We start from the raw sequence: 23,779 nt of genomic DNA, 5'->3' as shown, positions 1-23,779 counted from the left end.
GCTTAATTGCAATATCAAATGCATAAAAAATTTTAAAAACCTTTATAGACAGCGAATTACTCAATAATCCAGTATTACCAATGCTTTGAAGCCATTGACGGCAGGGAGTGTTTCATCCCTTACCATTTTTCAGGTGAGTTGTTGGTGGTTCTGACCCAAGAGGATAGGTTAGCTGAGTCAAGAGAAGGAGCAAAGCGGCTCTTGACTCAGCTAATCTATTCTCTTATCCTATAGAACCAACAAAACACCTTAAGCTGCTTGTAAATCGGCCAGTTCTTCCTGAAGGCGTTCTGCAGGTGTTGTATAGCCCATTATTTTTCTTGGTCTGTGGTTGATCGTATCGGTTACTTCCAGTAAATACGAATAGGACAATGGACGCAGAGTGACTCCCTTTGGGATAAATTCTCGGAGCATGCGGTTATGCCTTTCGTTCGTTCCTTTCTCCCAAGAAGCATACGCATGAGTAAAAAAAACCTGAACGTCTTCAGCGATGCTTTCGATAAGAGACAGACTTGAAAACTCAGAGCCGTTATCAGTTGTGAGTGACTTGAACTGTTCTAGCCCCTGTTTTTTCATCAAGTCAAGCACGCCTTTTTGAACCAGCGCTGCGCCTTTTCCCCAAACTTTCTTAGTGAGGCAGTAGCGTGTTTTCCGTTCAACCATAGTGATGATGACAGGCTCATTTTTTGTTTTCTTACCTAATACTAAATCAACTTCCCAATGCCCAAATTCTTCCCTCGAGAGTACTTCTGGAGAGCGTTCTTCGATACTGCGTCCCAAGTGTTTAGCGTTATGACCTTTAGGTTCAGAAACGGTTGTTTTTCGTGGCCGCATCCTAGTCTTCATAGGTAAATCGATATTACGGATTGGAAGTACGGCAGCATTTATCAAAGCGTAAACGGTCTTCGTGCATGGTACGCGTTCGTCAGGGTGCAACTTTCTATAAGAGTGTACAAAAGTATCCACACTATGAATCCGCAACCCCTTCTTGGGTGCTAGATTTTCAGGTAAGGCAGCAAGGAAAGCTGCAGAATATTTATGATGATTCCGCGCATGCGAGTTCTCACGATTTTCTTTATAAACCCGTGCGCCTGAGGCGGCAATATACTGCTCGTAATAATTGTGTTGATAGTCAAGTTGGCGCGTTCTGCCGCGTTTCAACTCACGAGAAACAGTCGATTGGCTGACTCCTAATTCACGCGCCATCTCCGCTTGTTTATAGGTGCCGATTTTAGCCATCTGTTCCAGCTTTCCCCGTTGAATATCAGTAAGGTGTGTGAAGGTGCGGTTTTCTATGATACAATTATTATTAGTCATGTAGATACCCCTTATACTTTTGGTTTGGTCGCTAACAAGTATATCGTATCTACATGATTTTTTCGTTTATTTCCTTATGCATTTCATTTTACAATTTACCAAACGTTTCGAACATGCTGAACATCGGCACAACAATGGAAAGCACGATCACTCCTACGACTCCGGAAAGGAAAATAATCATGATCGGTTCGATCAACGCCTGCAGTTTATCGGACGCTTCTTGTACTTCCTGATCGTAGATTTCCGATACTTTTTTCAGCATCTCGTCCAACTCTCCACTCGATTCCCCGACCTGAATCATCTGAATGATCAGCGGCGGGAAAAACCAGTGATCGACCATCGGCTTCGCCAGCGACTCGCCTTGCTCGACATCCTTTTGCGCCTGCAGCAGCACCTGTTCAACCACGCGATTGCCGACTACTTTGCTGGTCACTTCAATAGCCTGCAAGATAGGAACGGAACTGTTGATCAAGGAACTCAGGGTTTGCGTCATCCGCGCCAACAGCGTTTTCTGGATGAAAGTCCCCAGAATAGGCACCTTCAGCTGCAGCACATCGAATACGTAGGCGACCTGGTCTTTTTTCCCAAGCTGAATGACAACCGCCACAAGGCCTCCGATGCCTAAGAGCACCAGCCACCAGTAACGCTGAAGCAAGCCGCTCAAAGTCAGGACGATTTGCGTAATCGCAGGTAGTTCACTGCCCATCGAGGCGAACATATCGCCGAATATCGGCACGATGAACACCAACAAGAAGGCTGTGATGAAGAAGGCCAGCACCCCTACCACAAGCGGATAGGTCATGGCAGTCGAGATTTTCTGCTTGATGCGGTGCTGCTTTTCGTAATAGTCCGCCATCTGTTGGAGCACTTCCTCCAGACGCCCGCTCACTTCGGCCGAATGGATCATGTGGATCAACAGCTCCGGAAACAATTTTGACTTTTTCGCCATCGCTTCCGACAAAGGCACCCCTTCCCTGACTTCCTCGGATATTTCTTCCAACGCCTCTTTGAGCGCCAGGCTTGTCGATTGGGCGGCAAGCAGGTCCAAGGCATCCACAAGCAGAATGCCTGCGTTCATCAAAGAGGAAAATTGCCTCAGGAACACGATGAAATCCTTTGATTTCAATGACTTGCGCAAAGAGATATCCTTATTCAGGACCGTATTCAGCGCTGCCACTTCAAAGACGATCAGATCCATGTGTCGGAGTTCATTCAAGGCTTCTTTCTTATTGACGCTCTCGATTTTCCCCTTCATCAATTTCCCGTCTTTGGTTTTGGCTTTGTAGGCAAAAATGGCCATCATTCCCCTCCTTCCTTATCAAACGAATTTTTTTCTTCTACTATTATAGTAATAGATGCGACCTGCTGATTGTTTCTGCTTCAACGAGCCGTTTGATGCTCATCTCCATCGTGTGCATGCCTTGATCCATCGAAGTCTGCAGCACATTCGGGATTTGATGCATTTTTTCTGCCCGGATCAGATTTTTGACTGCCGCATTGTTGACCAGCATTTCCGTCGCCGCCACCCGTCCATTGGTCTTCTTGGTCGGCAGCAAGCGCTGCGACAAGATTCCTAAGAGCACATTCGCCAGCATCAAACGGATCTGCTCCCTTTGTCCGGCCGGGAAGACATCGATCATCCGCTCGATGCTGCCGGCTGCATCCGAAGTGTGCAGCGTCCCCAACACCAAATGGCCGGTTTCCGAGGCTGTGATGGCCGTGGAGATGGTGTCCATGTCACGCATCTCTCCTACCAGAATGACATCGGGATCCTGGCGCAGACTCGCGCGCAGACCGTCTTTGAATGATAAGGTATCAAAGCCCACTTCCCGCTGTTCAATGATGGATTGCTTATGCACATGCAAGTATTCGATCGGATCTTCCAATGTGATGATATGCCGGTTCATCGTTTCGTTCACATAATCGATCAGCGCCGCCAGTGAGGTACTTTTCCCGCTGCCGGTCGGTCCGGTAACCAAGAAAAGTCCGTGAGGCTGTTGGACTAATTTTTTGGCGATGCCGGGTATTCCTAAACTTTCCACGCTGGGAATGTCTTTGGAAATGATCCGAAAAGCAAGCGAAAGCGCGTTGCGTTGGTAGAAAGCGTTCACCCGGAAACGGGCAATGTCCGTGATGGCATAGGAGAAATCAATTTCCCGTTTTTTCTCCAACGTTTCCCACAAGTCTTGGCTCAGGATGGTTCTGGCAAACGCTTCTGTATCTTCAGGCGTAAGAAATGCCTGCTTCTGGGGAATCAGCTTTCCATCCACCCGAAAAACCGGCGCAGCGCCTACGACAAGGTGGACATCGGAAGCTTTTTTTTCGTAGGCGGCACTTAATATCATATCCAGTTGTTCCATCGTTTCCGCCCTCTTATTCATTGATCGAAGCAACCCGCAACACTTCTTCGAGTGTCGTCTTGCCTGCTTTTACTTTTATCAAGCCATCATCAACCAAAAAGCGGATGCCTTGCTGTTGGATATGGTGCTTGATTTCCTGGATGGATGCCTGATTCATCATCAGCTGCCTTATATCCTCCGTGATCACAATCAATTCATGGATCGCCATCCGTCCCCGATAACCGGTATGGCGGCAAACATCGCAGCCTTTTCCGAAAGTGATCGTGTCGATTGTCTGATGGCGCCGTTCGAAGATTTCCCGCTCGACTGGGGTTGCCGGTCGTGTATCGGCACAATCTTTGCAGATGGTTTTGACGAGCCGTTGCGCGACGACACCGCTCAAAGCGGAGACGATCAAGTAAGGTTCAACGCCCATATCCAGTAAGCGGGGAATGGCCTCGATGGCGCTGTTTGTATGCAGCGTGCTGAACACCAAATGGCCGGTCAAAGCCGCCCGTACGCTGTTTTCTGCCGTTTCCTTGTCCCGGATTTCTCCTACCATGATGATATTCGGATCTTGACGCAGGACTGAACGCAAGCCGGTCGCGAAAGTCAGTCCGATCTGGGTATTGACTTGGACTTGGTTGATGCCCTCGAGTTGGTATTCAACCGGGTCTTCGATCGTGATGATGTTGCTTTCGGGATGGTTCAGTTCATTAATCGAGCCGTACAGCGTGGACGTTTTCCCGGAACCGGTCGGACCTGTCAACAAAATCAGTCCCGACGGTTGGGTAATCAATTCCCGATAATCGGCCAGAATATCACTTTCCAAGCCGATGTCCTCGACTTTCCGGAACATATTGGAGATATCCAATATCCGCAGCACAATTTTTTCGCCAAAAACGGTCGGCAAGGTTGATACCCGCAAATTCACTCGTTTTCCTAAAACAGTTGTGCTGATCCGGCCGTCTTGAGGCAGGCGCGTTTCCGTGACGTTCAGCCCGGCCATAATTTTGATCCGGGCAACCAAAGCGTTCATCAATGTTTTCGGCAAGGGCCGTTCATTCCGGAGTAGACCATCCACGCGGTAACGCACGGATACCTGTCGTTCGGTCTGATCCAGATGGATATCGGAGGCGCGCAGCGAGACACCCGTTTCCAACAGTTGATCGAAAATTCTTACTGCTGGCGCATCCTCTCCCTCCACGTAGTCGATATTCACTTCTTTTGAGTCGTACAAGCGGTTGATGGTCTGCAGCAAGTCATCCCGTGTCGCGATCACTGGTCTGACGGCATAGCCGGTGGAAAACTCCAGCTCCTCGATGGCATAAAAGTCCAATGGGTCATTCATTGCCACAATCAAGCGACTACCCGCTTTTTTGATCGGGAGCAATAATTTCGATCGTGCAAAATCTTTTGCTATCAGCTCGACTACAGACATATCGATCGGATATTGATACAAGGACACACTTTCCAGCTTCAATTGGATTTCCAGTGCATCCAGCAGTTGCTTCTCGGTGATATAGCCTTGTTCAACCAACAGATCGCCTAATTTTTCGTCCTGCTTTTTCATGCTGAGTGCTTCCACAATCTGCAGTTCCGTTACGAGCCCCGCTTCTTTCAACAAATCGCCTAATTTTTTCTTCTCAAAATCTGCCACATAATCCCACCTTTCTGCTAGTTTTCTATGATTGCTCCCGCGCTGATGATGTCTTCCGGCTCCGGACTGACAGTAGGCGCCGCGGCCCCCCCGGATGGAAACCCATCTGTTTTAACTTCTGCATATTCTAGGAGCGCACTTTCAGTCAGCTCCAGTTTATTTGCGATGACTGTACCCTTGATTGAATAACTCCCTGATAATGATGCCGTTGCGTTTGGCGCAATCAGCATTATGTTGGAAGCTCCTTCTTTGTTATTACCTGAAGTAAAGTTAACTTTATTATTATCAGTCAGAAAGACGCCATTTATATTTGAATCATCTACATTAACAGGACCCTTATTTCCTAAAACTACAACATGAGCATTCATCTTTGTGATGTTATTGAAATTAGGCGTTGGGCCAGTGTACATCAGCAAAAGCTGATCACTCGTTCCAGCTTTATTGATGAACAAGTCATGGTTAAATGTCATTTTACCATCTACAACCATTCTAGCTGTTCCTTCTTTAGAAATAGTGAAGCTACTAGATGTCATTTGTAAATCATTCAGTAAAAATGTAACAGCGCTGTCTCCCACTATATTTAGGTTACTGGAATTTAGTTGTAAATTATTGACTACTAAAGTGACTGTGCCTCCTCCAACAATATTGAGAGTCCCTGAGCCAATCAATAAATCTTCTACTGAGATGGTGCGATTCCCACCCATCGTATCAATCGTCAATGTTTTACCCGACTCTATGATTATTTTTTTGAATGCAATGTTGTCTGTAACCTCTAGATTATAGGTTTCAAGCATCCAATTATTCAGAAGAAGGTTCCCGTTATCCAGAACTTTGTATGAGTTCCATTCATCTTTTTTTATTGTCTCATCAGTCAATCTATTAAAATCTGTGATAGTTGCAGTTGGTACCTTTACTTGAGAAATAAGACCTCTATAAAGCTCAAAATCTATATTCTGTATTTCAGTAGAGAGCTTAGGCAGGTTATTCTTGAACCATTCTTTGTAGTTTATTAACTTATCTGGTGTCGTTTGACTTGAATAGTGCAATGTGGATTCTGTGAACTCTCCATAATCACCCATCTTGACTGCATTATTATCAGTGGACTGAATATACGCATTTCCATTCAAAGTACCACCTAATAATCTCATTTCTTCATCTACAAGTAGTGCGGTCTTCTCGGGGAGTGTCGGCAATCCACCACCACTCCCGGTATTTTTCTCAATCCAGTTCACCGTGAACGGTTTGGTGACGGTCCGTTTTTTCCCGTCCACTTCTCCGGTGGATGTGATCGTGTAGCTATTCGTATCGTTTTGCGTTGTTGCGATTGTCGCGGTCGGCTCGGTGCCGAATTGTTCTCCGAAAGAAACAGCGGACTGCCCATTTTTGGAAGTCACAATGGACGACACATGCTGATAAAAGGAGCCTTCCGTTGCGTTACTTTCATAAGCGCTCAACACGGATCGCTGGATATCATCATACGCATCAACCGCGGCTGCCTCCGCCACGTAATAAGCGGATGTATCATCACGATTGGCGGCACTCAAGCGATAGCTGCCGAGTGTGAGTGTTCCGATTGAAACACCGAGCACTGAAAGCACGAGCAACACCATCAATGTCATCACCAAGCCACTGCCTTTTTCGTCCTCCCGGAGACGCTTGATTCCCATCCTATCCACTCACCTTCTGAAATAAATCGTAGTTTGGTATTCTTTTGGTTGGCTGTTCATTTCTGACATACTTTTCAATACGATTGTGATGCTTTTTGTTTCAGCATCGGTAGTGGCAACGAAATCCTCGACATCCTCCGCCAAAACCTGACCATCATTTTTCACCAGCTGTTCCCCCTGTTGGCTGAATGCCTCAGCGCCGCCAATCAACAGGGCATCTCCTGATTCCGATACCGTCACATCAGCAAAAGACGTTTTTCGCACTTCTCTTGAAATGACCGACAACGTGTAAGCGAAATCATTTGACTGACCTGCCGAATAGGATTGCGCCAAGTATTGTCTCTGGCCAAACAGATGGACAGCCCCCACCAATGAGAGCACCACCGAAAGTAGCGCGATACTGGCCAACAATTCCACGAGCGTCATCCCTGATTCGTTGCGCAGGCTAATCTTCGAGATCTTCTGCTGTACGGAACGACAGCCGCGTTTCCATTTGTGCATAAGTTTTCCCTTCCTTCGAAACCTCCACAGTTCCTCTGTAGAGCGTTTCTCCCGAATTTTTGGACAGATGCGATTCAATTGCAAAACCGTTGCTTTCCGTCTCCATCAGGTCCAGCGTTTCCTCCACAGTCTTTGTGGTTGCGTAATAAGTAAGCAATTCAATCTGTTCTTGGGCGATAAAAGTCGCCTCGTTCACTGCATCGGTCTGGTTATTGACTTTTGCAGCCTGAATGAAAAAGGATAAGAACGTCGTAATGATCAGCGACAGCAGCAAAATCGATGCCAACACCTCGACCAAAGTCATTCCCTCTTCTGACTTCAGCAAGCTTCTATTTGTTTGATTATGCCGACTGTTCATGGAGCGCTTCTCCTGTTCAATATATTTATGAAATTTTATATTATTTTCCAATATTTCTCACGTAGCTTGTACCGTAATATATTAATGATTAGTATAGTATCTTAACGATATACTGTCAATATTTTTGAAATGATGATACACTGAGATTACTATGGTATAGCCTGGCTCCAAATGTGAGGATGCTGAAGCAAGTTCCTGTCCACTCACTCTTCCACTCTGTCGCTGGCTATCGTAAGAGAAACATTTCTATTGAAAAAAATCTCAATAAAATGATACGGAGGATGGTCCATGCAGCATCTGGATATGACAAAAGAGCAACTATTAGAGGAAATCGCCTACTTAAAACGCCTGAACAAAGAATTGCTTGAACAAATCTTTGAGGACGATATCACGAAATCACCCTGGTCAGGTAATTTAGGCCAGTGGTTCTGGGACTATCCACGGAATATCGTCACTTTTAATCCGATGAAAGCGACCGCTTTGGGTTACGCGCCAGAGGATATCCCGGAAGAAGCCGGATTCGAATTTTTTACAGAAAAACTGCATCCCGAAGATTATGATATGGTCATGGACGAGATGAGGGCCCACTTGAGCGGTCGCGTTCCGGTCTGGGAGGTCAAGTACCGCATCCAAGCAAAGGATGGTTCCTGGAAAGTATTTTATGATCGCGGCAAAGTGACACAGCGTTCTGCTGATAACAAACCCTTGTTCCTTTCCGGAAATGTTTTTGACGTCACCGAAGATGAAATCATGAAACATGAATTGATCCAAAAAACGGCTTTTTGGCGCACCAAAGCACGGATGGATAGTCTCACCAACCTATATACCCGTGCGGCTTTGGAAGAGGAACTTTTTTCCCTTCATCAGCGCCACCAAACGCAGCAGCAACCTTACGCGATTATGTTGTTGGACTTGGATCACTTCAAAAGGATCAACGACACCTATGGGCACCTGGTGGGAGACCGCGTATTAGCTACACTCGGGCAAACAATCCGTTCCAACATTCGCGACTCCGATATAGCGGCACGTTACGGTGGAGAAGAATTTTTGGTTGTTTTTCCGAGTTGCGAAAGTCAAACAGCCGCACAGATTGGCGAGATTATCCAACAAGGTCTCTTGAAAGCCGAGCTCCCGTTCACGCAACCGGTCTGCTTCAGCGCCGGCGTTGCTTCAAGTACAGAAAGACAGACCCTGAACGAGTTGATCGACTTGGCGGACCAACGCTTGTACAAGGCAAAAAACACCGGTCGGAATCGGATCATTCTTTGAAAAAAACCTATTTCTGCGTATCCATTGACTGCGCAGAAATAGGTTTTTTTAGGACTGCTCGCTATCAGTGGTCGGATCGTCGCACGATTTCATCACCATTACTCTTTTGAATGCAGCAACTACGTCAGGATCGAATTGTGTCCCTGAATATTTTTGCAGTTCTTCGATCGCCTCTTCCTTGCTTCTGCGGATATTGTCCGGCCGATCTCTCGTCATCACATCGTAAGCATCCGCAACCGCTATGATACGTGAAGGCAAAGGAATCTCCTCTTTTTTCAACTGTTCCGGATAACCGTTTCCGTTCACCCACTCATGATGGGACAAAACGATCATCGCAACAGGTGCGTAAGCATCCACCGAGCGAAGAATCTGATAGCCGGTTTCTGGGTGGCGTCGGATCAACTCGACCTCTTTTTTGCTCAATTCCGATTGTTTCCCCAGGACTGCCGACGGGATGGTAATCTTGCCGATATCATGAACCAGCGCCGCTTTTTTGACCATCTCTTGGATTGAGGATTCCAATCCCATCTCTCTAGCGATTTTTCCGGCATAGTTTGCCACATTTTCAGCATGCTGCAGATCCCACTTTTTTAGCAAACGCGGATTCGATTTGATTCCTTCAATGATGGAATTTTTGTGTTTTCGGCTCTTGCGGAGTTTATCTTCGTACATCAACCGGTCCGCTTCTGCAATCAACTCTTCGATCGAGTCTTCCATACTTATTTTGGTCGCAACACCCAGAGAAATGGAAATCCACTCGGAAGGGAATCTTCCGGAAATTTTGAATGTGTCCTTCCGTTGGAGTTCCCCGGCCAGAAGCGATGCTGTGTGGTGGTTCGTGTACGGAAGCAACAGAACAAATTCATCGCCGCCATAACGGACGAAAAGATCCCCCTCCCGTTTGAAACTGAGAATCCGTTCCGAAATGCCACGCAACAACTCATCCCCTTGATCATGCCCATAAGAATCATTGATCAATTTCAATCCGTTCAGATCCACGAAAATAGCGCTGAGCGGTAATTTGTATGGTAAAAGAACCGCTTCAGGCGACGTCACCAAAAAACTGCGCTGATACATCCCAGTCAACGAATCCCGCGTATGGTAAAACTCCAGCTTTTCCTGGGTTTTCATCAAATCGGTAATATCTCGCCCGGCTGCATAGATTCTGTTCCCAAAAATTTTCACGCGCCATTCGAAATAACGGGCTTCTCCATCCGAACTTATGAGTCGATTGATGAATTTCTCCATTTCCCCAACCTTTACGGACTCGCTGATCGCAAATTTGGTTGCATAAAGATCCTCTTTGGCGATGATTTCAAATATGTTTCTCCCGACCAACCGGGAATCGCTGTACCCTAAGGACTCCTTCCAGCTCGCATTGACGGCAACAATCTGACCACTATAAGTGAAGACGCAGAACAAGTCTCTCGTAACAGAAAGAAAACGCTGCAGCTCAGTGTTCTCTTTTTTTAGTTTATCGATGCACACTTGATCATTCTGAAGATTTTCTTGCATTCTCCCACTCCTTCTACTGTTCGCGTTCCGAATCATTATAATCTCTCAAAAAAGCGACCGCATCTTGCTCCGCCAAGGGTCTGCTGATCAGATACCCCTGGATAATATCACACCCATGCTTTCTCTGGTACGCTTCCTGCCTTTCATCCTCCACACCTTCCGCTACTACGAGCAGGCCGATCTTATGCGCCATCGAGATGATATCAGACGTGATCAGGTCCTGATCCGGCAGCCGTGAAATGCGACTGATGAAAAACCGGTCGATTTTCACTGTATCGATATGCAGTTCTCCGATTGTGGACAGGGAAGAAAATCCAGTTCCGAAGTCATCCAACGAAACAGCGATGCCCATCCGTTTGATCTGTTCAAGAGTCTCATTGATCTGCTCATAATGTTCCAACAGCACTGATTCCGTGATTTCAAATTCCATCGCCTGCAGAATCCGTTCGCTCAGATAAGGCGCCCGCTGAAGATACTCCACGAAACCTTCGCGCAATAATTGGATACCCGATATGTTCACCGCAACCGTTATATCCTCGATTCCCTGCCCTTGCATCCTCCCGATAAAATCCGCCGCCAATCGAAGGATATGATTTCCGAGCTCATTGATCAATAATTTTTTCTCCGCTAAAGCGATGAACTCGTCCGGTGGAATTTGACCCAACTGATCGATGCGCAGTCTGGCCAGCGCCTCGAAGCCGATGATCCGATTTTTGTTCAAGTCAAGTTTAGGTTGGTACTCAAGATAAAACGAGGTCTCATCCTTACCGCCGATAACGTCGCGCAGCACTTTCATGATCTTATCCTCACGCTGCAGCGATTTTTCCATCCGTTCATCAAAAAAGACGATCGGATGCGCGGCATTGTCTTCGATATGGGGAAAAGTCAACAACGCATCCTGCAATATTTTATCCGTGGATGTATGTCTTGCCTGTATTTCCACAATCGCAATCTGGATATCCACGTACTGGAGATCGGTTCCCTCAGCTACCGGTTCATCAAAAATACAAATCAGCCGCTCCGCCAGCTTTCTTAATTCTTCTTGACCCTCGACACTGTCGCTCACTACAACAAATCGATTTCCGTCGAAACGGAAAAAATTGTCATCCGTCTTCAGTTCCTGTCTGATTTTATCTGCTATCTGCTTCAGTAACGCATCACCGTATTCGAAACCGTATGTCATATTCACTGTCTTAAGGTTCTTGACATGCAACAAAAGCACTGCTTTGTTCCGTCTTCTCGGCACAGCAACGATATGATCCAGATAATCATGAAGGTACTTATTATTCCGCAAACCGGTCAACTGATCGTAATAGGCAATTTTGATGTTCGCCTGATTTTTTCGATAAGCATAATAGAGAATGCTTCCAGTCGTCAATACGATCACTGCCAAGACGATTGCACCGAAACGGATGATTTCCAGCACTTGTGCGTCGAGATTATCGGTAGGCCAATCGATCATTAAAGTGCCTATCCGCATATAGTCGGAATAGATTGGAACTGCAACTCTTAAGATTTCCTTGCCACCCACCTCTGTCCGTTCAGCATAGGTCCGTTCACTCATCAGCTTTTGTTGCAGGGCTTTATCTTCGATCGTTGTGCCTGCATAGTTCGTTAGGCTGCTCGCCACAATTTCAAACTTAGTATTGACGAAGAACACGTGCTTGACCTCATCGCGTTGGGAAATTTCATTGATGAGCTTCGCTATTTCAAAGTCTTCCAGAAAGTCCTGGATATTATCAGCCAAAATCCCCAATTGGATGAAGCCGCCCGCCTCATCTCTCATATAGCCGAATTTGTAGTACAGACCATTTTCGGTATCTTGCCTGATTTTTTCGATCCTGACCGTCTGATTACTGACCATAAAATCGTGTACAGGATGCCCTTCATAAACTTCCCAACCCAACACCTGATCGTAAGTACTCGATACGACCTTCCCCTCACTGCTGTAAACATAGATTTCATCGACTTCGAATGTCTTGGCAATGTCTTTTAGCACCTCACTATTGTCCTTGTCCTCGATGCGCATAAGCGCTTGAGCAACAATTCTGATTTTGTTATCCAACAAGGCTGTGATCCTATCATAGGCTTCTGCCGTATGCGCCAAATTATGTGAGTAACTATTCGCTATTTCGATTGTGCGTTCTTCAAATAAGGCATATTTTTCTTCGACACGATTTTTGACCGTCAGGCCCGTCAAGACGGAAAAGCCGATTAGTAAAATCAAAAAAGGTACCAAAAAATAGGTCACTTCAACCGTCTTGAGCTTGTCGCTTTTTCTCAATACGCATCCTCCCTTCCTTCCAAAATACGACTATGAACCAGCAAGCGTTTTTTCATACCTATCTCTGAAGCCTCCCGAAGAATGAGCCGGGATCCACCCTTTACAATTCCAAAAAAACAGCCACAAAAGTTGTCAAATCAACAATTGCGGCTACTATTGCATTGGTAAAGAAACAATAACTTGATTTCTGCCGCTTTTTTTCGCTTGATAAAGCGCCACATCGGCCCGTTTGAGCGTTCTTTTCAAGGTTTCTCCTGTGCGACTGTGCGCCACCCCCACAGATATTGTGACGCTGACCGGATCACCTGAAGTTGTGCTGAAGCGCCTATGAGCGACTATTTCCTGCAAGTCATGAATGAACGCCTCTGCATCCCTTTGATTTGGAGTGTCGATGATCACGGCGAATTCCTCACCACCGATTCTGTAGAAATCCGTGTCAAAAGCCGAAAGTTCATTGAACACCTGCGCCATTTGTTTCAAAAGCAGATCCCCATTGTCATGTCCGAAACTATCGTTATAATCCTTAAAATAATCGATATCGATCACTGCCAATGTCACTGGCTTCTTTTCCCGCTCCACATCCATCAGTTCGTTGTTGAACGTGCGCACGTTCTTGAGGGCCGTCAGATGATCGGTGCTGGCAGACAAAATCAACCTGTACAGATCCGTAATAAAAAAATGCATGACAAAAGTCGCAGCATACCCGGATGTAAACAAAATAGTGCTAATCAACAGCACGAGTGATTTATCTGCAATCATTTGATTGGTCAGCACAACTGTAGGGATGAGCGCATACGTGACGAGGACAAGCAATTGCGGCAGTTCATTCAACCGGTGCTCGATATAACGGACCAGCAACGGCAATGTGACAGCCAGCAAAATACTGATGATCAGGTTATTTTGGGCAATATCATTATTACCCCAAACAAACCTGAGGATCCCTAGCAACAGAATAGTCGGACTGGTTATTTTCCAATCCAGATATTTAGCCGAAAAACAGAACATCAGAAATCTGAAATCGTATCTTATCCCCAGAATGACCGTCGAAAAGCTCAATAAAACGATGCCTACCAACACCTCCAAAAGAATACTTTTGATGAAGTAGGCTATTGTCTCATTCCCTTGATTCGGCGACCCAAAGCTGCTTCTCAAGTAGAAATAAACAGCAAAAAACATGATCCCAATATTCGCCAGTAGACTAACCATTGCGCACCCTCTCACCTGCATCACTTATCTTGAAATAAGTATTTTCATATCGGAACAAAAATTCGGTCTCGCTAACAGTTTCCATAAAACAGTAATATCTTGTCAATTATAACTTACTAATTTCATTATGTATAATATTATTAATTGTTCAAAAATCCCCCATCCCAAAAATACAATATTGTATTTCCAGAGGGCTTTATTTTGTTGAATTAAGACCGATGCACGAACTTTAATCAGGTCTTTTGGAATCAACATTTTCGTTTTATATAAGAATAAGCGCATTCGATAAATCATCTGGTATAATTTATATGGTAACTTCAATTATTTAAACGGTAAAATTCTGCTTGACCGATTCTCAACAGTGAATTTGAATTGATAGGGTAGTGCCAAAAATTCTATGGAAACTGCTCTGAATAATGAGGTGATGTGAAAATCCGTGCCTTGCTATTCAAAGTTGGGTGAAACAAACGCTCTTGACAACCGAGCCAATGGTTTCTTCCTTTGCCGTCAAGGGCGACGGTATACAAAAGGAGCAGCACAAAGTAGCCCTTGGTCTTAGGAAATTTTAAACCATTGGCTTTTCGGATTGTCAAGAGTACGCTCCGCCGTTTGTTTAGTTTATTGGTTCTCTCTTTTTTAGAGGGCTCCGGTGCCAAAAGTTAAGGGGTTTGGTCCATCAGCCACTCTTGGGATAAAGAGATTAATTTTGTCCATTTAGCTGGCATGTTGGGAAGTTTGTCCAGCTCAGGGATCAGCACAGGTACCTTCTTTTCTAGGGCCGCGTGCGGTCTTAAAAAGTTGAAGTAGACACAGAATAGGGTCACGAAAGAGACTGATCCCTGTTGGGATCCGAATCCGGTGGTCGCTCTGTAATTGCCTTTGAATGTTCGGTTCAACCGTTCGATGATTTGTTTTAACGGTCGGTATTCCTTTGACACCGGATCATTATTTGTAAGTCCGATTACTTGCTTCACGTCAAAGGGGATGCCGTGTTGGGCATAGTAGTGTTGAGCCAGAAGGTAGATGGGGTTTCCGTCTACTATGAAAGTTAGGTCCTCCGGTATCTGGGGCATCTTTTTGAAGACTTCGCGCAAGGCGTAAATAGCGGATTCCGTATCTCGGTTTGGCGAAACATAGTTTGACAAAATTATTTTTTTGACGGCATCAAAGAAGAAAAACAAATAGTTCCAGCGACCGCCAACGCGGATGTAAGTCTCATCTCCGCAGAATTGATCGGATAATTCGTAAGGGTAGTTCTCCAGGAACGGCTTCAGAACCACGGATGTACTGGAAGCGTAGTTGAGTATGGTTTGACCTGAGATTCTGACATTATGTACATCGTACATAAGTGCCGCTGTTTTTCTGGCCGAAAGGCCGTAATTTACGTGGTAGGTCAGTATCAATCCTAAAGTATAGGGCGAACAATGGATATTGGCCAGATTCACCTTCGGTTGAATGACTGAATCCTTTGAAATTGGATTAAAAGGAATATTGAATTGGCGGAAGAGATAGTGCATCTTGAATTGTTGGGAATCCTTCTCAAACAAGTCTTTTTCTTCCGGAGTCAATTCTTTCAGCCTACGCAAGTAATAAGGACAGTCCGCTCTTTTACACTTGTAGACATCGAATCCATTGCGGTCTTTGATTTTTTCCAACGGATGTGAGCAATGCGGACACTTTAAAATGGCTTCTTTTGAATAACGGTTTTTAGGGTTGAATAAGGCGTCACAGACTTTACAGTTGCATTGGCCTTTGGAGCCATTATTGGCGTAGAGGTAGTCCGAGGGAGCGTTGCAGCGAGGGCAGGTTGTATTGAGGTCTAGGTTGATTTTAACGCCATTGCGGCGTTGAATGGGCTGGAGAACTTTCCCAGTTTTTTCGAAATGAGTTTGTAGAAGCAGATGATAGTCCAACTTTTCAACTTTTTCGATCAAAGGCAGTTCATCGACTTTGAGCTTCTGGTAATTTAAATTATCCGGAGCAGTTAACTGAGGCATACGGGAATTTTTCGTCAACAGGATTACTAGCTTCATTAACGCAAGAATAATCATTCGTTGACGCTTGATAATATCAACTAAATAGGTTAATAATAGAGGTAGCAACTTGTCATCTTCCTTTCTTTTGGGGAAATAGTGCGGTGTAGTTACCATTACTATTAACCAAAAATTGGGGGGTGGCAAGTTGTTTTTGTCGTTAACCCCGTTAAATCAATGAAAAAATACAAAATTGAACGTCTGGCAGAGCTAAACTTTGACAGTACGATTAAATTTTCGGGGGTTGAAGAATGGCAAAGTTTTACAAACGAGGAATAAAGACCTTTATCTTATTGTCCTGTTCCTCTGTCTTGGCTTCTACTTTAGAAGCTCCATTGGTGTACGCTGCTGAAACGATTATTTCTGAATCACAAGAAATGATTCTTGAAGAAGAGAATAATAAAGCTAATTCGATATCGGAGCCACTTGCTGTCCCATATATTCACTTAAATATGGGTATAGACCTTTGACATTTTCATTCTCTCTGATCCAAGAGTTTAGTCTGTGTACAGCATACGTGTGTCTAAAATCATGAACTCTTGGTGAATTACCTGTTACTAATTGCGCTTCGAAGAGGTTATCCCAGAATTCATGAAACCAATGTCCGATAGTGCTTTTGTTATAAAATTCTCCACTTATATTTGGAAAGAATGCTTGTCGTATCGGGAAAATTTTTTCTATATTTTGATTATATTCTCTACACACCTCTAGAAGATCTGGACTCATAAATAATATCCTGGCTTTCCAACCTTTCGACTCCCGAATCAAGATCTGTCCGTTCGTTAAGTTAACATCGGTAATGTTCAACAGTCTGGCTTCAGAAGACCTTAGTCCACAACAATACAACAAGCGAAATAGTACAGGAATAACATAACAGCGTGCAGGGGAAAAAGGAGAAACGGGACAACTATCAATTGCATGAAAAAAGGCCTGTAGTTCTTTTGTAGTAAAAATATGAGCTTCATATTGGAGCTGTTTATTAGGAATGTTCCCAGGGAGGATGTACGCTTCATGCCCAATGGCATGTAAATATTTACCAAATTGCCGGATAGGTGTAATCCGCCTTAAAAGGCCATTAGGATGTTCGTTTGGTTTGCAGTGTATCCATTTATCGACAATCTCTTTTGTTAAAGACTCTACATCCGGGAAATATTCAAAAACCATCTCATCGAAATGATATAGAATTCGTGCTGATGATTGATAAGGGAATCCAACAGATTGCTTTTGAGCAATAAAGGTTTCTAAATGAGGCCCTAATCTGCTTTTAAAGATGTGCTCACTCAAATTTATCCTCTCCCCAATGTATTTTCCCAATTTCTGAAAGATCTAAAGCACACATACGCAGCATAGATTCTTCAAGAGAGATATAGGGTTTGTCTGATTCTTTTGAAGTATGCCCAAGAATATCTGTTACGACCTGATGGGGAACCTTAGCTGAAAGCAAACGATGAGTTAGTGTATAACGAAATAGATGCAAACCTTTGGTTTTGCCATTTACTGGTTGGATTTTTAATTTATTCAGGAGTTTTGAGCAAGAAGGATAAGCAGATGTGATTTTGTTGTAGGGAGCTTGCTTTCTTAAAAAAATGTAGGGATAGTCTTTACGAGGGTGACGTTCATTCAAGATGTAATCCATGAGGGCATTACCGATTTCTGGAAATAGAGGAAAAACAATTGATTCGCCAGTCTTTTGCTGAACTACATATAGTTTCTCGTTATTCCAATCGACAGATTGAAAGGTTAGGTTGCAGATGTCTGAATCTCTTAGTCCAAAACGAAGGGCGAGTAATATTATAGCTCTTGTTCGCATGGATTCATGCTCTAGTTGCTCAATCAAGCGCCGCTCATCTTCTACAGACAGATAGGCTGAGACATTGCCTTTTTGAATGAATCTGCTCATGACAACATTTGAAAGATTACAATCGATAACATTGTTTTTAAACAAAAAGGCTAATAGACTTCTTAATATCGGCAATATAGTGGACATACTTCTTTTATTGCAGATGGTTGAAAATGACTCGATGATTAATTGGGTTTCTTCATAAGATAATCCGGCTAATTCTTCAATTGTTTGTATTTCTGCCAATGATAAGGTTTTACGAAAAACATAGTCGTGAAGATTAATTGTAGCTTTGCTAAGGTTTTTTTCACTTAATGTGCTGATATATATGGTACGCAGCTCTTCTAAGTAACGATTCTCTAAAGATAAATTTTGTTGAATAGGTTTCCACTTAAATGTACCTGTATCAGCGACTTCCATAAGAACATGATGTTTGTGGCAAGATAAACCTACATACAATTGCAGCGCAAAAGTACATAACTCCGCAAGCAGCTTAGGGCAAAAGAAAAAGCCATTGCGGGCGTCCTGAAATTCCTCTAAAGTTATAGTTCCAACACTGTAACTGGAGGTAAGAAAGGGAATGCTCGCAATGACCGATATTAATACTATCAGAAATCTACGAAACAATCACGATAAATCTATTAATCACATAGCTGAAGAATTGGAAATCAACTGGCGCACCGCAAAAAAGTACGCAGATGAAGATCTTCTGCCTGAGCCCAAGATTAGAAAGAAAACGGGCATGATGTATGCGGAACACTGGGGAGGCATCGTTGCTCTCTGGCTTTCTGAAGATTCTAAGCTGCCGAAGAAGAAGCGCAGGACCATTGACTTTATGACTAAGGAATTGAAGAACCAGGGGTTCCCCGGATCCTATCGCACGGTTTGTGATTTTGTTAGGGACTGGAAAGCCACTCACTACGTTGAAGCCAATGAAGATCAAGGTTTTGAGCGCTTGGAACATCCTCCGGCGGAAGCGCAGCTGGATTTCGGTACCATGGAGGTTTGCCATGAAGGATCCTTTAAGGATGTCAAAGCACTCGTGATGTCTTTTCCCTATAGTAACGGCGGTCTTGCGGTGGCATTACCAGCGGAGAATCAAGAGTGCCTCCTTGAAGGCTTGAAGGAGTTGTTCCGGCAGGCTGGCGGTGTTCCTAAAAAAATTCGTATCGACAATATGTCTACGGCAGTGACGCAAGTGAAGTCTAAGACGGAACCGGCAGTTTTGACGGATGGTTTCCTCCAGTTCGCTACGCATTATGGCTTTGAGACACAGGTGTGCAACCCTAGAAGCGGAAATGAAAAAGGCAGCGTTGAAAATAAAGTCGGCTATGTTCGCTACAACTTCTTTCCCGCCACTCCGATCATGAAGGACTTCGCAAGCTTTAATGAGGCATTGGCGGTTCAATTAGCGAAAGACAGGGAACGCGTTCATTATGAGAAACATGTACTTATCAGTGAACTCTGGCTTGAGGAAAAAGCGGATCTTTTGGCATTGCCCGATGTCGCATATCCAGTCTTCAAGGAAATCGAAGTAAAAGCCAATAAGTACAACGAAATCAAGCTGGATGGCGAGCGAATCCATGTTCCTCGCGCCCGGAACCATTCCATTATCTACGGGCTGCTTCGCTTTGACTCCTATCAACTGGTTAGCACGGATGGTGAAATTATCGCTGAAGGCCCCCGGCCCTACATGATGAAGAAACGAGCGATTGACTGGCAAGCAATACTACTCGATTGGCGGCGCAAATTGCGTGCGATGCATTACTCTCGTTATTGGAAATATCTACCCGAACGCATCAAGCTCTATCTCAGCCATCCCGATTGGAAAGAACAGGCAAATCGTGTAGATCAGCTTCTCGTTTTTCTTGTCACCAACGATATGTTAGGTATTGATCAGAACTTCTACGACCTTATCGGTTCTTCGAAAGAAGCGGATGCCTATGATGTGGATTGGAATGACTATGATGCATTTCTCAAGTCATCTAATGGGGAGGCGGTGAGTTGATGGAAACCGATCGTTTAGAAGAGGTTTGTAAGCAGTTGCGGCTCTCTCATATTCCTAGAGTCATTGGAACGGAGGGCTTTGAAACCAAAGAAGATTGGTTGCTATTCCTGTTGGAGAATGAATTGAAGTGTCGGGAGGAACTAAAGACTGCTCGGCTCTTCAAACAGGCCAAATTCCCTGTACGCCGGACTTTAGACAACTACGACTGGCATGATCATATCACGTTGCCAAATCCGACCACAAAGGAAGAGTTAATCAGTCTCTCCTTTATCCGCCAAAAAGAAAACGCCGTTTTCGTGGGTACCCCAGGAACTGGTAAGACGCATTTAGCTTGTGCTCTTGGCGAAATGGCCACGCATGCTGGTGTTGAAACACGCTTCTGGCGAGTCTCTGAATTGGTGGGAGAATTGGAGCGTCAATGGAAGAACAACACGTTGGAGATCTTCAAGCACCGCTTTGACAAGGTGAAGTTGGTTATCCTAGATGAGATGGGTTATGTGCCGTTCACTAAGGAAGGTGCCGAGTTGCTCTTCCAGCTGATCAGTGATTGGTATGAGACTAAAAGTATCATCATCACCAGTAATTTGGAGTTCAGCCAATGGAATAAGGTGTTTATCGATACACGTTTGACTGCGGCATTGGTGGACCGCTTGATTCATCACGCACACATTTTAAGTTTCACCGGAGAGAGCTTCCGGCTCAAAAACGCTCTATCAAGACCAAAATAATCAGAGAAAAATTTCAGGCGCAAAGGTGTGTACTTTTTCTTTGCAATATTGTGTAGGAATGTCTTGCAAAACACACATGAGCAGCCTTTCTGTTAAATTTCCATTTCCACTCATTCATGAAGCATTTATTCCGCAATGAATTTATTTCAAAAATATACTGTTGTAATACCTCTTTGTCATAGATTCCTGCATTCTGTTCATTGAAATAGTCGCGTATGTCTAGCCAAGAGTGCTTATATTGTCCAATTGTAGATGATGATAAATTCAGGATTCTCATTTCTAATTCAGATTTTATAATTAAGTGATCGATTGTAATCTTTATTGATATGGGGTAGCTCATATCTTTGAAAAAATCCTGCGTTTCATCTTCCCTCGGAAGAGAATTTCTGTTAAGCAATTTTCCGTACTTATCTTTAGCATGGGTGCCAGCGTAATAATCTACTATCTTAACGCATTGCCTATGTCTTGAACTTCGTTCCTTAGAGTTTCTGTCATCATCAATAAAAGCATCGTAAAGTTCTTGGCATGGAACAGTGATATTCATTTCAGATGCCATTTGTGATAATTGCTTGCAATAAAAATTTAGCGACTCAAAAGATGAAGGTGCAAGTTGAGATTTTCTCTGTGCCAAAACAACGCTGATTATTTCTTCCAGGTTTGCCATCTCTAGTCCTCCTCATACTATATTTGAACAGTCAAAGAATACCACCAACGGAAAATATTATCTTCAAAAAAGCCACAGGCATCTCTAGTAAAAGAGGCTGTCCTATGGCTTTTTGAAGATAATCTGAGTTTGAGGATAATCGCGCTTATATTCAATTGAAAATAACAAGGACAAAGCATCTGTTGAAGGCTCTGTCAGCACCATATCGACATGGATAATTGCGGCCTTGCGAAACGAACATTGTTTTACTCTGACTGACTTGAATCAAAAAATCAGCCTGAAGCTCGAAGAATTCAATCATAGAGACTTCTCGAAAAAGAAAGGCACTCGCTTTACAGCGTTTGAAGAAGAGGAGAAATTCGCACTTTCCCCTCTACCAGCAAAACCATACAAAATGGCCGAGTGGAGAACCGCTAAAGTACGCCTGGATTATCATATCAGTATTGGAAATATGTTTTATTCCGTCCCATATGAATACATCGGCAAAAACGTCGATGTACGTGTTTCTGAGCATCTCATCGAGGTCTTCTTCAAACAAATGCGAGTAGCTACGCACTCCCGATTATATGGGAAATTCGGTCAGTTATCCACCAGTAAAGACCACATGCCTGACAACCACAAACTGTATGTCGAGCAAACGCCGGAAAACGCCTTACAATGGGCAGAAACGATCGGAGAGAACACCTTGCGCCTCATTCAATATCTTTTAGATACCTATCAGGTTGAGCGCAAGGCACTCTCGTCTATTTTTTCTTTAAAAAATAGTTCCCGCCGTTATACCAAGTACGAGATCGAAAGAGCGTGCAAGGAAATCTTGAATGTCACCCAGCGACCGACGGTCAAATTAGTTCAAAATCAACTGAAAGCAAATAAGAAAAAAGATGCCGAGCAAGCACTGGAAAAACCATCCAAGTCTCAGGATGATTTCGGATTTACACGCGGCTCAGATTATTGGGGAGGAAAAGGACAATGAACGAACAAACAATAAGCAAAATGATTTCAATGAAATTATCAGGGATGGTAGAAGGATACCAGCATCAAGAGAGTTCGCCGGAGTTCAAAAAAATGAGTTTTGAAGAAAGATTCCAGCTGTTGATTGATCATGAGTACGACAGACGCAAATCGAACACGTTAAAAAGATTGATCAAGAGCGCTAACTTTCAAGATTCTCAGGCTTGCATTGAAGACATCGAATACCACGAGGACCGGAAATTAGAGAAGATGCGCATTTTGGAACTGTCCAGCTGCAATTACGTTCGCCAAACAAACAACATTATCATCAAAGGTCCAACTGGAGCTGGCAAAAGCTATATCGCACAAGCTTTTGGCATATCCGCTTGCCGCCAACACCATACAGTGAAGTATGTGCGCCTTCCGGAATTACTGGATGAACTGATGGTAGAGCAATATCGAAATGACGATTCTTACCGCAAAAGTATCAAGAAGATTTCCAAGGTCGACCTACTGATTCTTGACGAATGGCTTTTAATCGATATTTCGCCAGAACAGGCTGCACTCGTTCTTGAAATTGTGGAAATGAGATACAAGCTCAAATCGACTATTTTCTGTTCCCAGATTGATCCGCAAGGATGGCCTCAAAAGCTTGGGAATGGCACTGTAGCTGAAGCGATTATGGATCGAATTGTTCATAACTCTATTCAATTACTGATAGATGGAGAAATATCTATGCGTGAACGGCATGGCATCCGGAACTAAATTTCAATAGGAGGATTAGATGAATATGTGTTATGAAGATGAAACCGAAGATTACTATGAGATGTTAGATAAGCAATCTGAGGAGGACGAACTTATTTCTTTTATCGTGGCTCTAGTTGAATATTCAGCTGAGTTGGAAGAACAGGTCGTCGACCTAAGGCGTTCGGTAAATCAATTATCGGATAAGGAACGGCTCCCATTCCCGGATTTAGAGGGAGACATCTATCAAGTGTTTGATGATTATTCCGCGTACAGGAAGTACCGAAGCCTCATTGAAGAGCGTATTGAATGGAATAAAAATCACCCTGTTTCCGAGATAATGAAATGGCAATAGCAGCATCAACCAATACTGACTTTAAATTTTACAGGTAGAAAACATATTAGATATTCCCTAAGAGCCGTTCCTGGATTATATGGAACGGCTCTTAGGTGACCTTAGGGTCAGGATTGTTGGTTTTAAACGCTCTGTCCACTTACTGTTCAACCTTACACACTAATGGTTCCATTTTGACGTTATTCACAAAAGCTGCCCAAATCCTTTAGATAAAGGATTTGGGCAGCTTTTCGTGAGCGTTTTTTCCACTGGTAACTTATCTGTCAGTCAGTGGTAATTTTGATGTCACTAGGTGGTAATAACTATGTCACTGCTGGTAATTTCCTGTGGCGGATATCAG

At 44.0% G+C, this 23,779-nt stretch carries 20 protein-coding genes; 6 read left to right on the top strand and 14 right to left on the bottom strand.

Going from position 1 to position 23,779, the window contains the following annotated elements:
- Positions 1–249: 249 nt before the first annotated feature.
- From TES5_RS13400 to TES5_RS13370, 7 genes are all read right to left on the bottom strand, one after another.
- Positions 250–1,317 carry an IS30 family transposase gene (locus tag TES5_RS13400; RefSeq protein ID WP_068562494.1) on the bottom strand — a complete coding sequence of 356 codons (1,068 nt, stop codon included), beginning with the start codon at positions 1,315–1,317 and terminating at the stop codon, positions 250–252.
- Positions 1,318–1,405: 88 nt separating this feature from the next.
- Positions 1,406–2,620, bottom strand: a complete 1,215-nt coding sequence (locus tag TES5_RS13395) for a type II secretion system F family protein (protein WP_198143358.1) — start codon at positions 2,618–2,620, stop codon at positions 1,406–1,408.
- A gap of 40 nt (positions 2,621–2,660) precedes the next feature.
- A complete protein-coding gene (locus TES5_RS13390) occupies positions 2,661–3,677 on the bottom strand; it encodes a type IV pilus twitching motility protein PilT (protein ID WP_068562492.1) in 1,017 nt (338 codons plus the stop codon).
- A 13-nt stretch (positions 3,678–3,690) separates the two neighbouring features.
- Positions 3,691–5,316, bottom strand: a complete 1,626-nt coding sequence (locus TES5_RS13385) for a GspE/PulE family protein (protein ID WP_068562491.1) — start codon at positions 5,314–5,316, stop codon at positions 3,691–3,693.
- Between the two features lie 17 nt (positions 5,317–5,333).
- On the bottom strand, positions 5,334–6,983 hold the full coding sequence (locus tag TES5_RS13380) for a PilX N-terminal domain-containing pilus assembly protein (protein ID WP_068562490.1): 1,650 nt from the start codon (positions 6,981–6,983) through the stop codon (positions 5,334–5,336).
- Between the two features lie 9 nt (positions 6,984–6,992).
- Positions 6,993–7,484: a PilW family protein gene (locus tag TES5_RS13375; protein WP_083546577.1), complete on the bottom strand. Its 492-nt coding sequence runs from the start codon at positions 7,482–7,484 to the stop codon at positions 6,993–6,995.
- The gene (locus TES5_RS13370; RefSeq protein WP_068562488.1) at positions 7,429–7,842 is read right to left on the bottom strand and encodes a hypothetical protein; all 414 of its coding nucleotides are present in this window, start codon (positions 7,840–7,842) and stop codon (positions 7,429–7,431) included. The genes TES5_RS13375 and TES5_RS13370 overlap by 56 nt, the downstream gene beginning before the upstream one ends.
- Positions 7,843–8,130: 288 nt before the next feature.
- Here TES5_RS13370 and TES5_RS13365 point away from each other — a divergent pair, with 288 nt between their 5' ends.
- On the top strand, positions 8,131–9,111 hold the full coding sequence (locus tag TES5_RS13365) for a sensor domain-containing diguanylate cyclase (protein WP_068562487.1): 981 nt from the start codon (positions 8,131–8,133) through the stop codon (positions 9,109–9,111).
- Between the two features lie 48 nt (positions 9,112–9,159).
- On the opposite strand, the gene TES5_RS13360 is transcribed toward TES5_RS13365, so the two are convergent.
- The 6 genes from TES5_RS13360 to TES5_RS13335 all read right to left on the bottom strand — a co-directional run bounded on the left by TES5_RS13360 (position 9,160) and on the right by TES5_RS13335 (position 18,409).
- Positions 9,160–10,626: an HD domain-containing phosphohydrolase gene (locus TES5_RS13360; protein ID WP_068562486.1), complete on the bottom strand. Its 1,467-nt coding sequence runs from the start codon at positions 10,624–10,626 to the stop codon at positions 9,160–9,162.
- A gap of 13 nt (positions 10,627–10,639) precedes the next feature.
- Positions 10,640–12,910, bottom strand: coding sequence for a putative bifunctional diguanylate cyclase/phosphodiesterase (locus tag TES5_RS13355; RefSeq protein WP_068562485.1), 2,271 nt, complete (start codon positions 12,908–12,910; stop codon positions 10,640–10,642).
- 153 nt (positions 12,911–13,063) lie between these two features.
- Entirely contained in the window at positions 13,064–14,116 is a 1,053-nt protein-coding gene (locus tag TES5_RS13350) for a GGDEF domain-containing protein (protein ID WP_068562484.1), read from the bottom strand.
- 659 nt (positions 14,117–14,775) lie between these two features.
- Complete coding sequence (locus tag TES5_RS15635) at positions 14,776–16,149, bottom strand: DDE-type integrase/transposase/recombinase (protein WP_232309399.1); 1,374 nt, start codon at positions 16,147–16,149, stop codon at positions 14,776–14,778.
- A gap of 405 nt (positions 16,150–16,554) precedes the next feature.
- Positions 16,555–17,433, bottom strand: a complete 879-nt coding sequence (locus tag TES5_RS13340) for a tyrosine-type recombinase/integrase (RefSeq protein WP_068562482.1) — start codon at positions 17,431–17,433, stop codon at positions 16,555–16,557.
- Positions 17,426–18,409, bottom strand: coding sequence for a tyrosine-type recombinase/integrase (locus TES5_RS13335; RefSeq protein WP_068562481.1), 984 nt, complete (start codon positions 18,407–18,409; stop codon positions 17,426–17,428). Before TES5_RS13335 ends, TES5_RS13340 begins: the two co-directional genes overlap by 8 nt.
- A 160-nt stretch (positions 18,410–18,569) precedes the next feature.
- On the opposite strand from TES5_RS13335, the gene istA reads away from it, so the two are divergent.
- Together istA and istB (TES5_RS13325) are read left to right on the top strand one after the other, a co-directional pair.
- On the top strand, positions 18,570–19,997 hold the full coding sequence (gene istA, locus TES5_RS13330) for an IS21 family transposase (RefSeq protein ID WP_068562480.1): 1,428 nt from the start codon (positions 18,570–18,572) through the stop codon (positions 19,995–19,997).
- Positions 19,997–20,725, top strand: coding sequence for an IS21-like element helper ATPase IstB (istB, locus tag TES5_RS13325; protein WP_068562479.1), 729 nt, complete (start codon positions 19,997–19,999; stop codon positions 20,723–20,725). Before istA ends, istB (TES5_RS13325) begins: the two co-directional genes overlap by 1 nt.
- A gap of 13 nt (positions 20,726–20,738) precedes the next feature.
- Here istB (TES5_RS13325) and TES5_RS13320 read toward each other — a convergent pair whose 3' ends face one another.
- On the bottom strand, positions 20,739–21,389 hold the full coding sequence (locus TES5_RS13320; RefSeq protein ID WP_068562478.1) for a hypothetical protein: 651 nt from the start codon (positions 21,387–21,389) through the stop codon (positions 20,739–20,741).
- Between the two features lie 226 nt (positions 21,390–21,615).
- Between TES5_RS13320 and TES5_RS13315 the strand changes: the two genes are divergently transcribed.
- From TES5_RS13315 to TES5_RS13305, 3 genes are read left to right on the top strand one after another with little or no spacing between them, the layout of a single operon-like run.
- Entirely contained in the window at positions 21,616–22,362 is a 747-nt protein-coding gene (locus TES5_RS13315; protein ID WP_068562477.1) for a Mu transposase domain-containing protein, read from the top strand.
- The gene (gene istB, locus TES5_RS13310; protein WP_068562476.1) at positions 22,359–23,105 is read left to right on the top strand and encodes an IS21-like element helper ATPase IstB; all 747 of its coding nucleotides are present in this window, start codon (positions 22,359–22,361) and stop codon (positions 23,103–23,105) included. The genes TES5_RS13315 and istB (TES5_RS13310) overlap by 4 nt, the downstream gene beginning before the upstream one ends.
- Before the next feature lie 25 nt (positions 23,106–23,130).
- The gene (locus TES5_RS13305; RefSeq protein WP_143148247.1) at positions 23,131–23,439 is read left to right on the top strand and encodes a hypothetical protein; all 309 of its coding nucleotides are present in this window, start codon (positions 23,131–23,133) and stop codon (positions 23,437–23,439) included.
- Positions 23,440–23,779: the final 340 nt, after the last annotated feature.

The organism is Trichococcus sp. ES5, assembly GCF_900067165.1.
Taxonomy (GTDB): domain Bacteria; phylum Bacillota; class Bacilli; order Lactobacillales; family Aerococcaceae; genus Trichococcus; species Trichococcus flocculiformis.
This window is presented reverse-complemented; position numbering and strand designations above follow the sequence as displayed.

What these genes read in the sequence shown, in the direction of transcription:
- TES5_RS13400 (WP_068562494.1), bottom strand. Translation starts at nt 1,317, where the DNA reads ATGACTAATAATAATTGTATCATAGAAAACCGCACCTTCACACACCTT.
- TES5_RS13395 (WP_198143358.1), bottom strand. Translation starts at nt 2,620, where the DNA reads ATGATGGCCATTTTTGCCTACAAAGCCAAAACCAAAGACGGGAAATTG.
- TES5_RS13390 (WP_068562492.1), bottom strand. Translation starts at nt 3,677, where the DNA reads ATGGAACAACTGGATATGATATTAAGTGCCGCCTACGAAAAAAAAGCT.
- TES5_RS13380 (WP_068562490.1), bottom strand. Translation starts at nt 6,983, where the DNA reads ATGGGAATCAAGCGTCTCCGGGAGGACGAAAAAGGCAGTGGCTTGGTG.
- TES5_RS13375 (WP_083546577.1), bottom strand. Translation starts at nt 7,484, where the DNA reads ATGCACAAATGGAAACGCGGCTGTCGTTCCGTACAGCAGAAGATCTCG.
- TES5_RS13370 (WP_068562488.1), bottom strand. Translation starts at nt 7,842, where the DNA reads ATGAACAGTCGGCATAATCAAACAAATAGAAGCTTGCTGAAGTCAGAA.
- TES5_RS13365 (WP_068562487.1), top strand. Translation starts at nt 8,131, where the DNA reads ATGCAGCATCTGGATATGACAAAAGAGCAACTATTAGAGGAAATCGCC.
- TES5_RS13360 (WP_068562486.1), bottom strand. Translation starts at nt 10,626, where the DNA reads ATGCAAGAAAATCTTCAGAATGATCAAGTGTGCATCGATAAACTAAAA.
- TES5_RS13350 (WP_068562484.1), bottom strand. Translation starts at nt 14,116, where the DNA reads ATGGTTAGTCTACTGGCGAATATTGGGATCATGTTTTTTGCTGTTTAT.
- TES5_RS15635 (WP_232309399.1), bottom strand. Translation starts at nt 16,149, where the DNA reads ATGAAGCTAGTAATCCTGTTGACGAAAAATTCCCGTATGCCTCAGTTA.
- TES5_RS13335 (WP_068562481.1), bottom strand. Translation starts at nt 18,409, where the DNA reads ATGGAAGTCGCTGATACAGGTACATTTAAGTGGAAACCTATTCAACAA.
- istA (WP_068562480.1), top strand. Translation starts at nt 18,570, where the DNA reads ATGCTCGCAATGACCGATATTAATACTATCAGAAATCTACGAAACAAT.
- istB (WP_068562479.1), top strand. Translation starts at nt 19,997, where the DNA reads ATGGAAACCGATCGTTTAGAAGAGGTTTGTAAGCAGTTGCGGCTCTCT.
- TES5_RS13320 (WP_068562478.1), bottom strand. Translation starts at nt 21,389, where the DNA reads ATGGCAAACCTGGAAGAAATAATCAGCGTTGTTTTGGCACAGAGAAAA.
- istB (WP_068562476.1), top strand. Translation starts at nt 22,359, where the DNA reads ATGAACGAACAAACAATAAGCAAAATGATTTCAATGAAATTATCAGGG.
- TES5_RS13305 (WP_143148247.1), top strand. Translation starts at nt 23,131, where the DNA reads ATGTGTTATGAAGATGAAACCGAAGATTACTATGAGATGTTAGATAAG.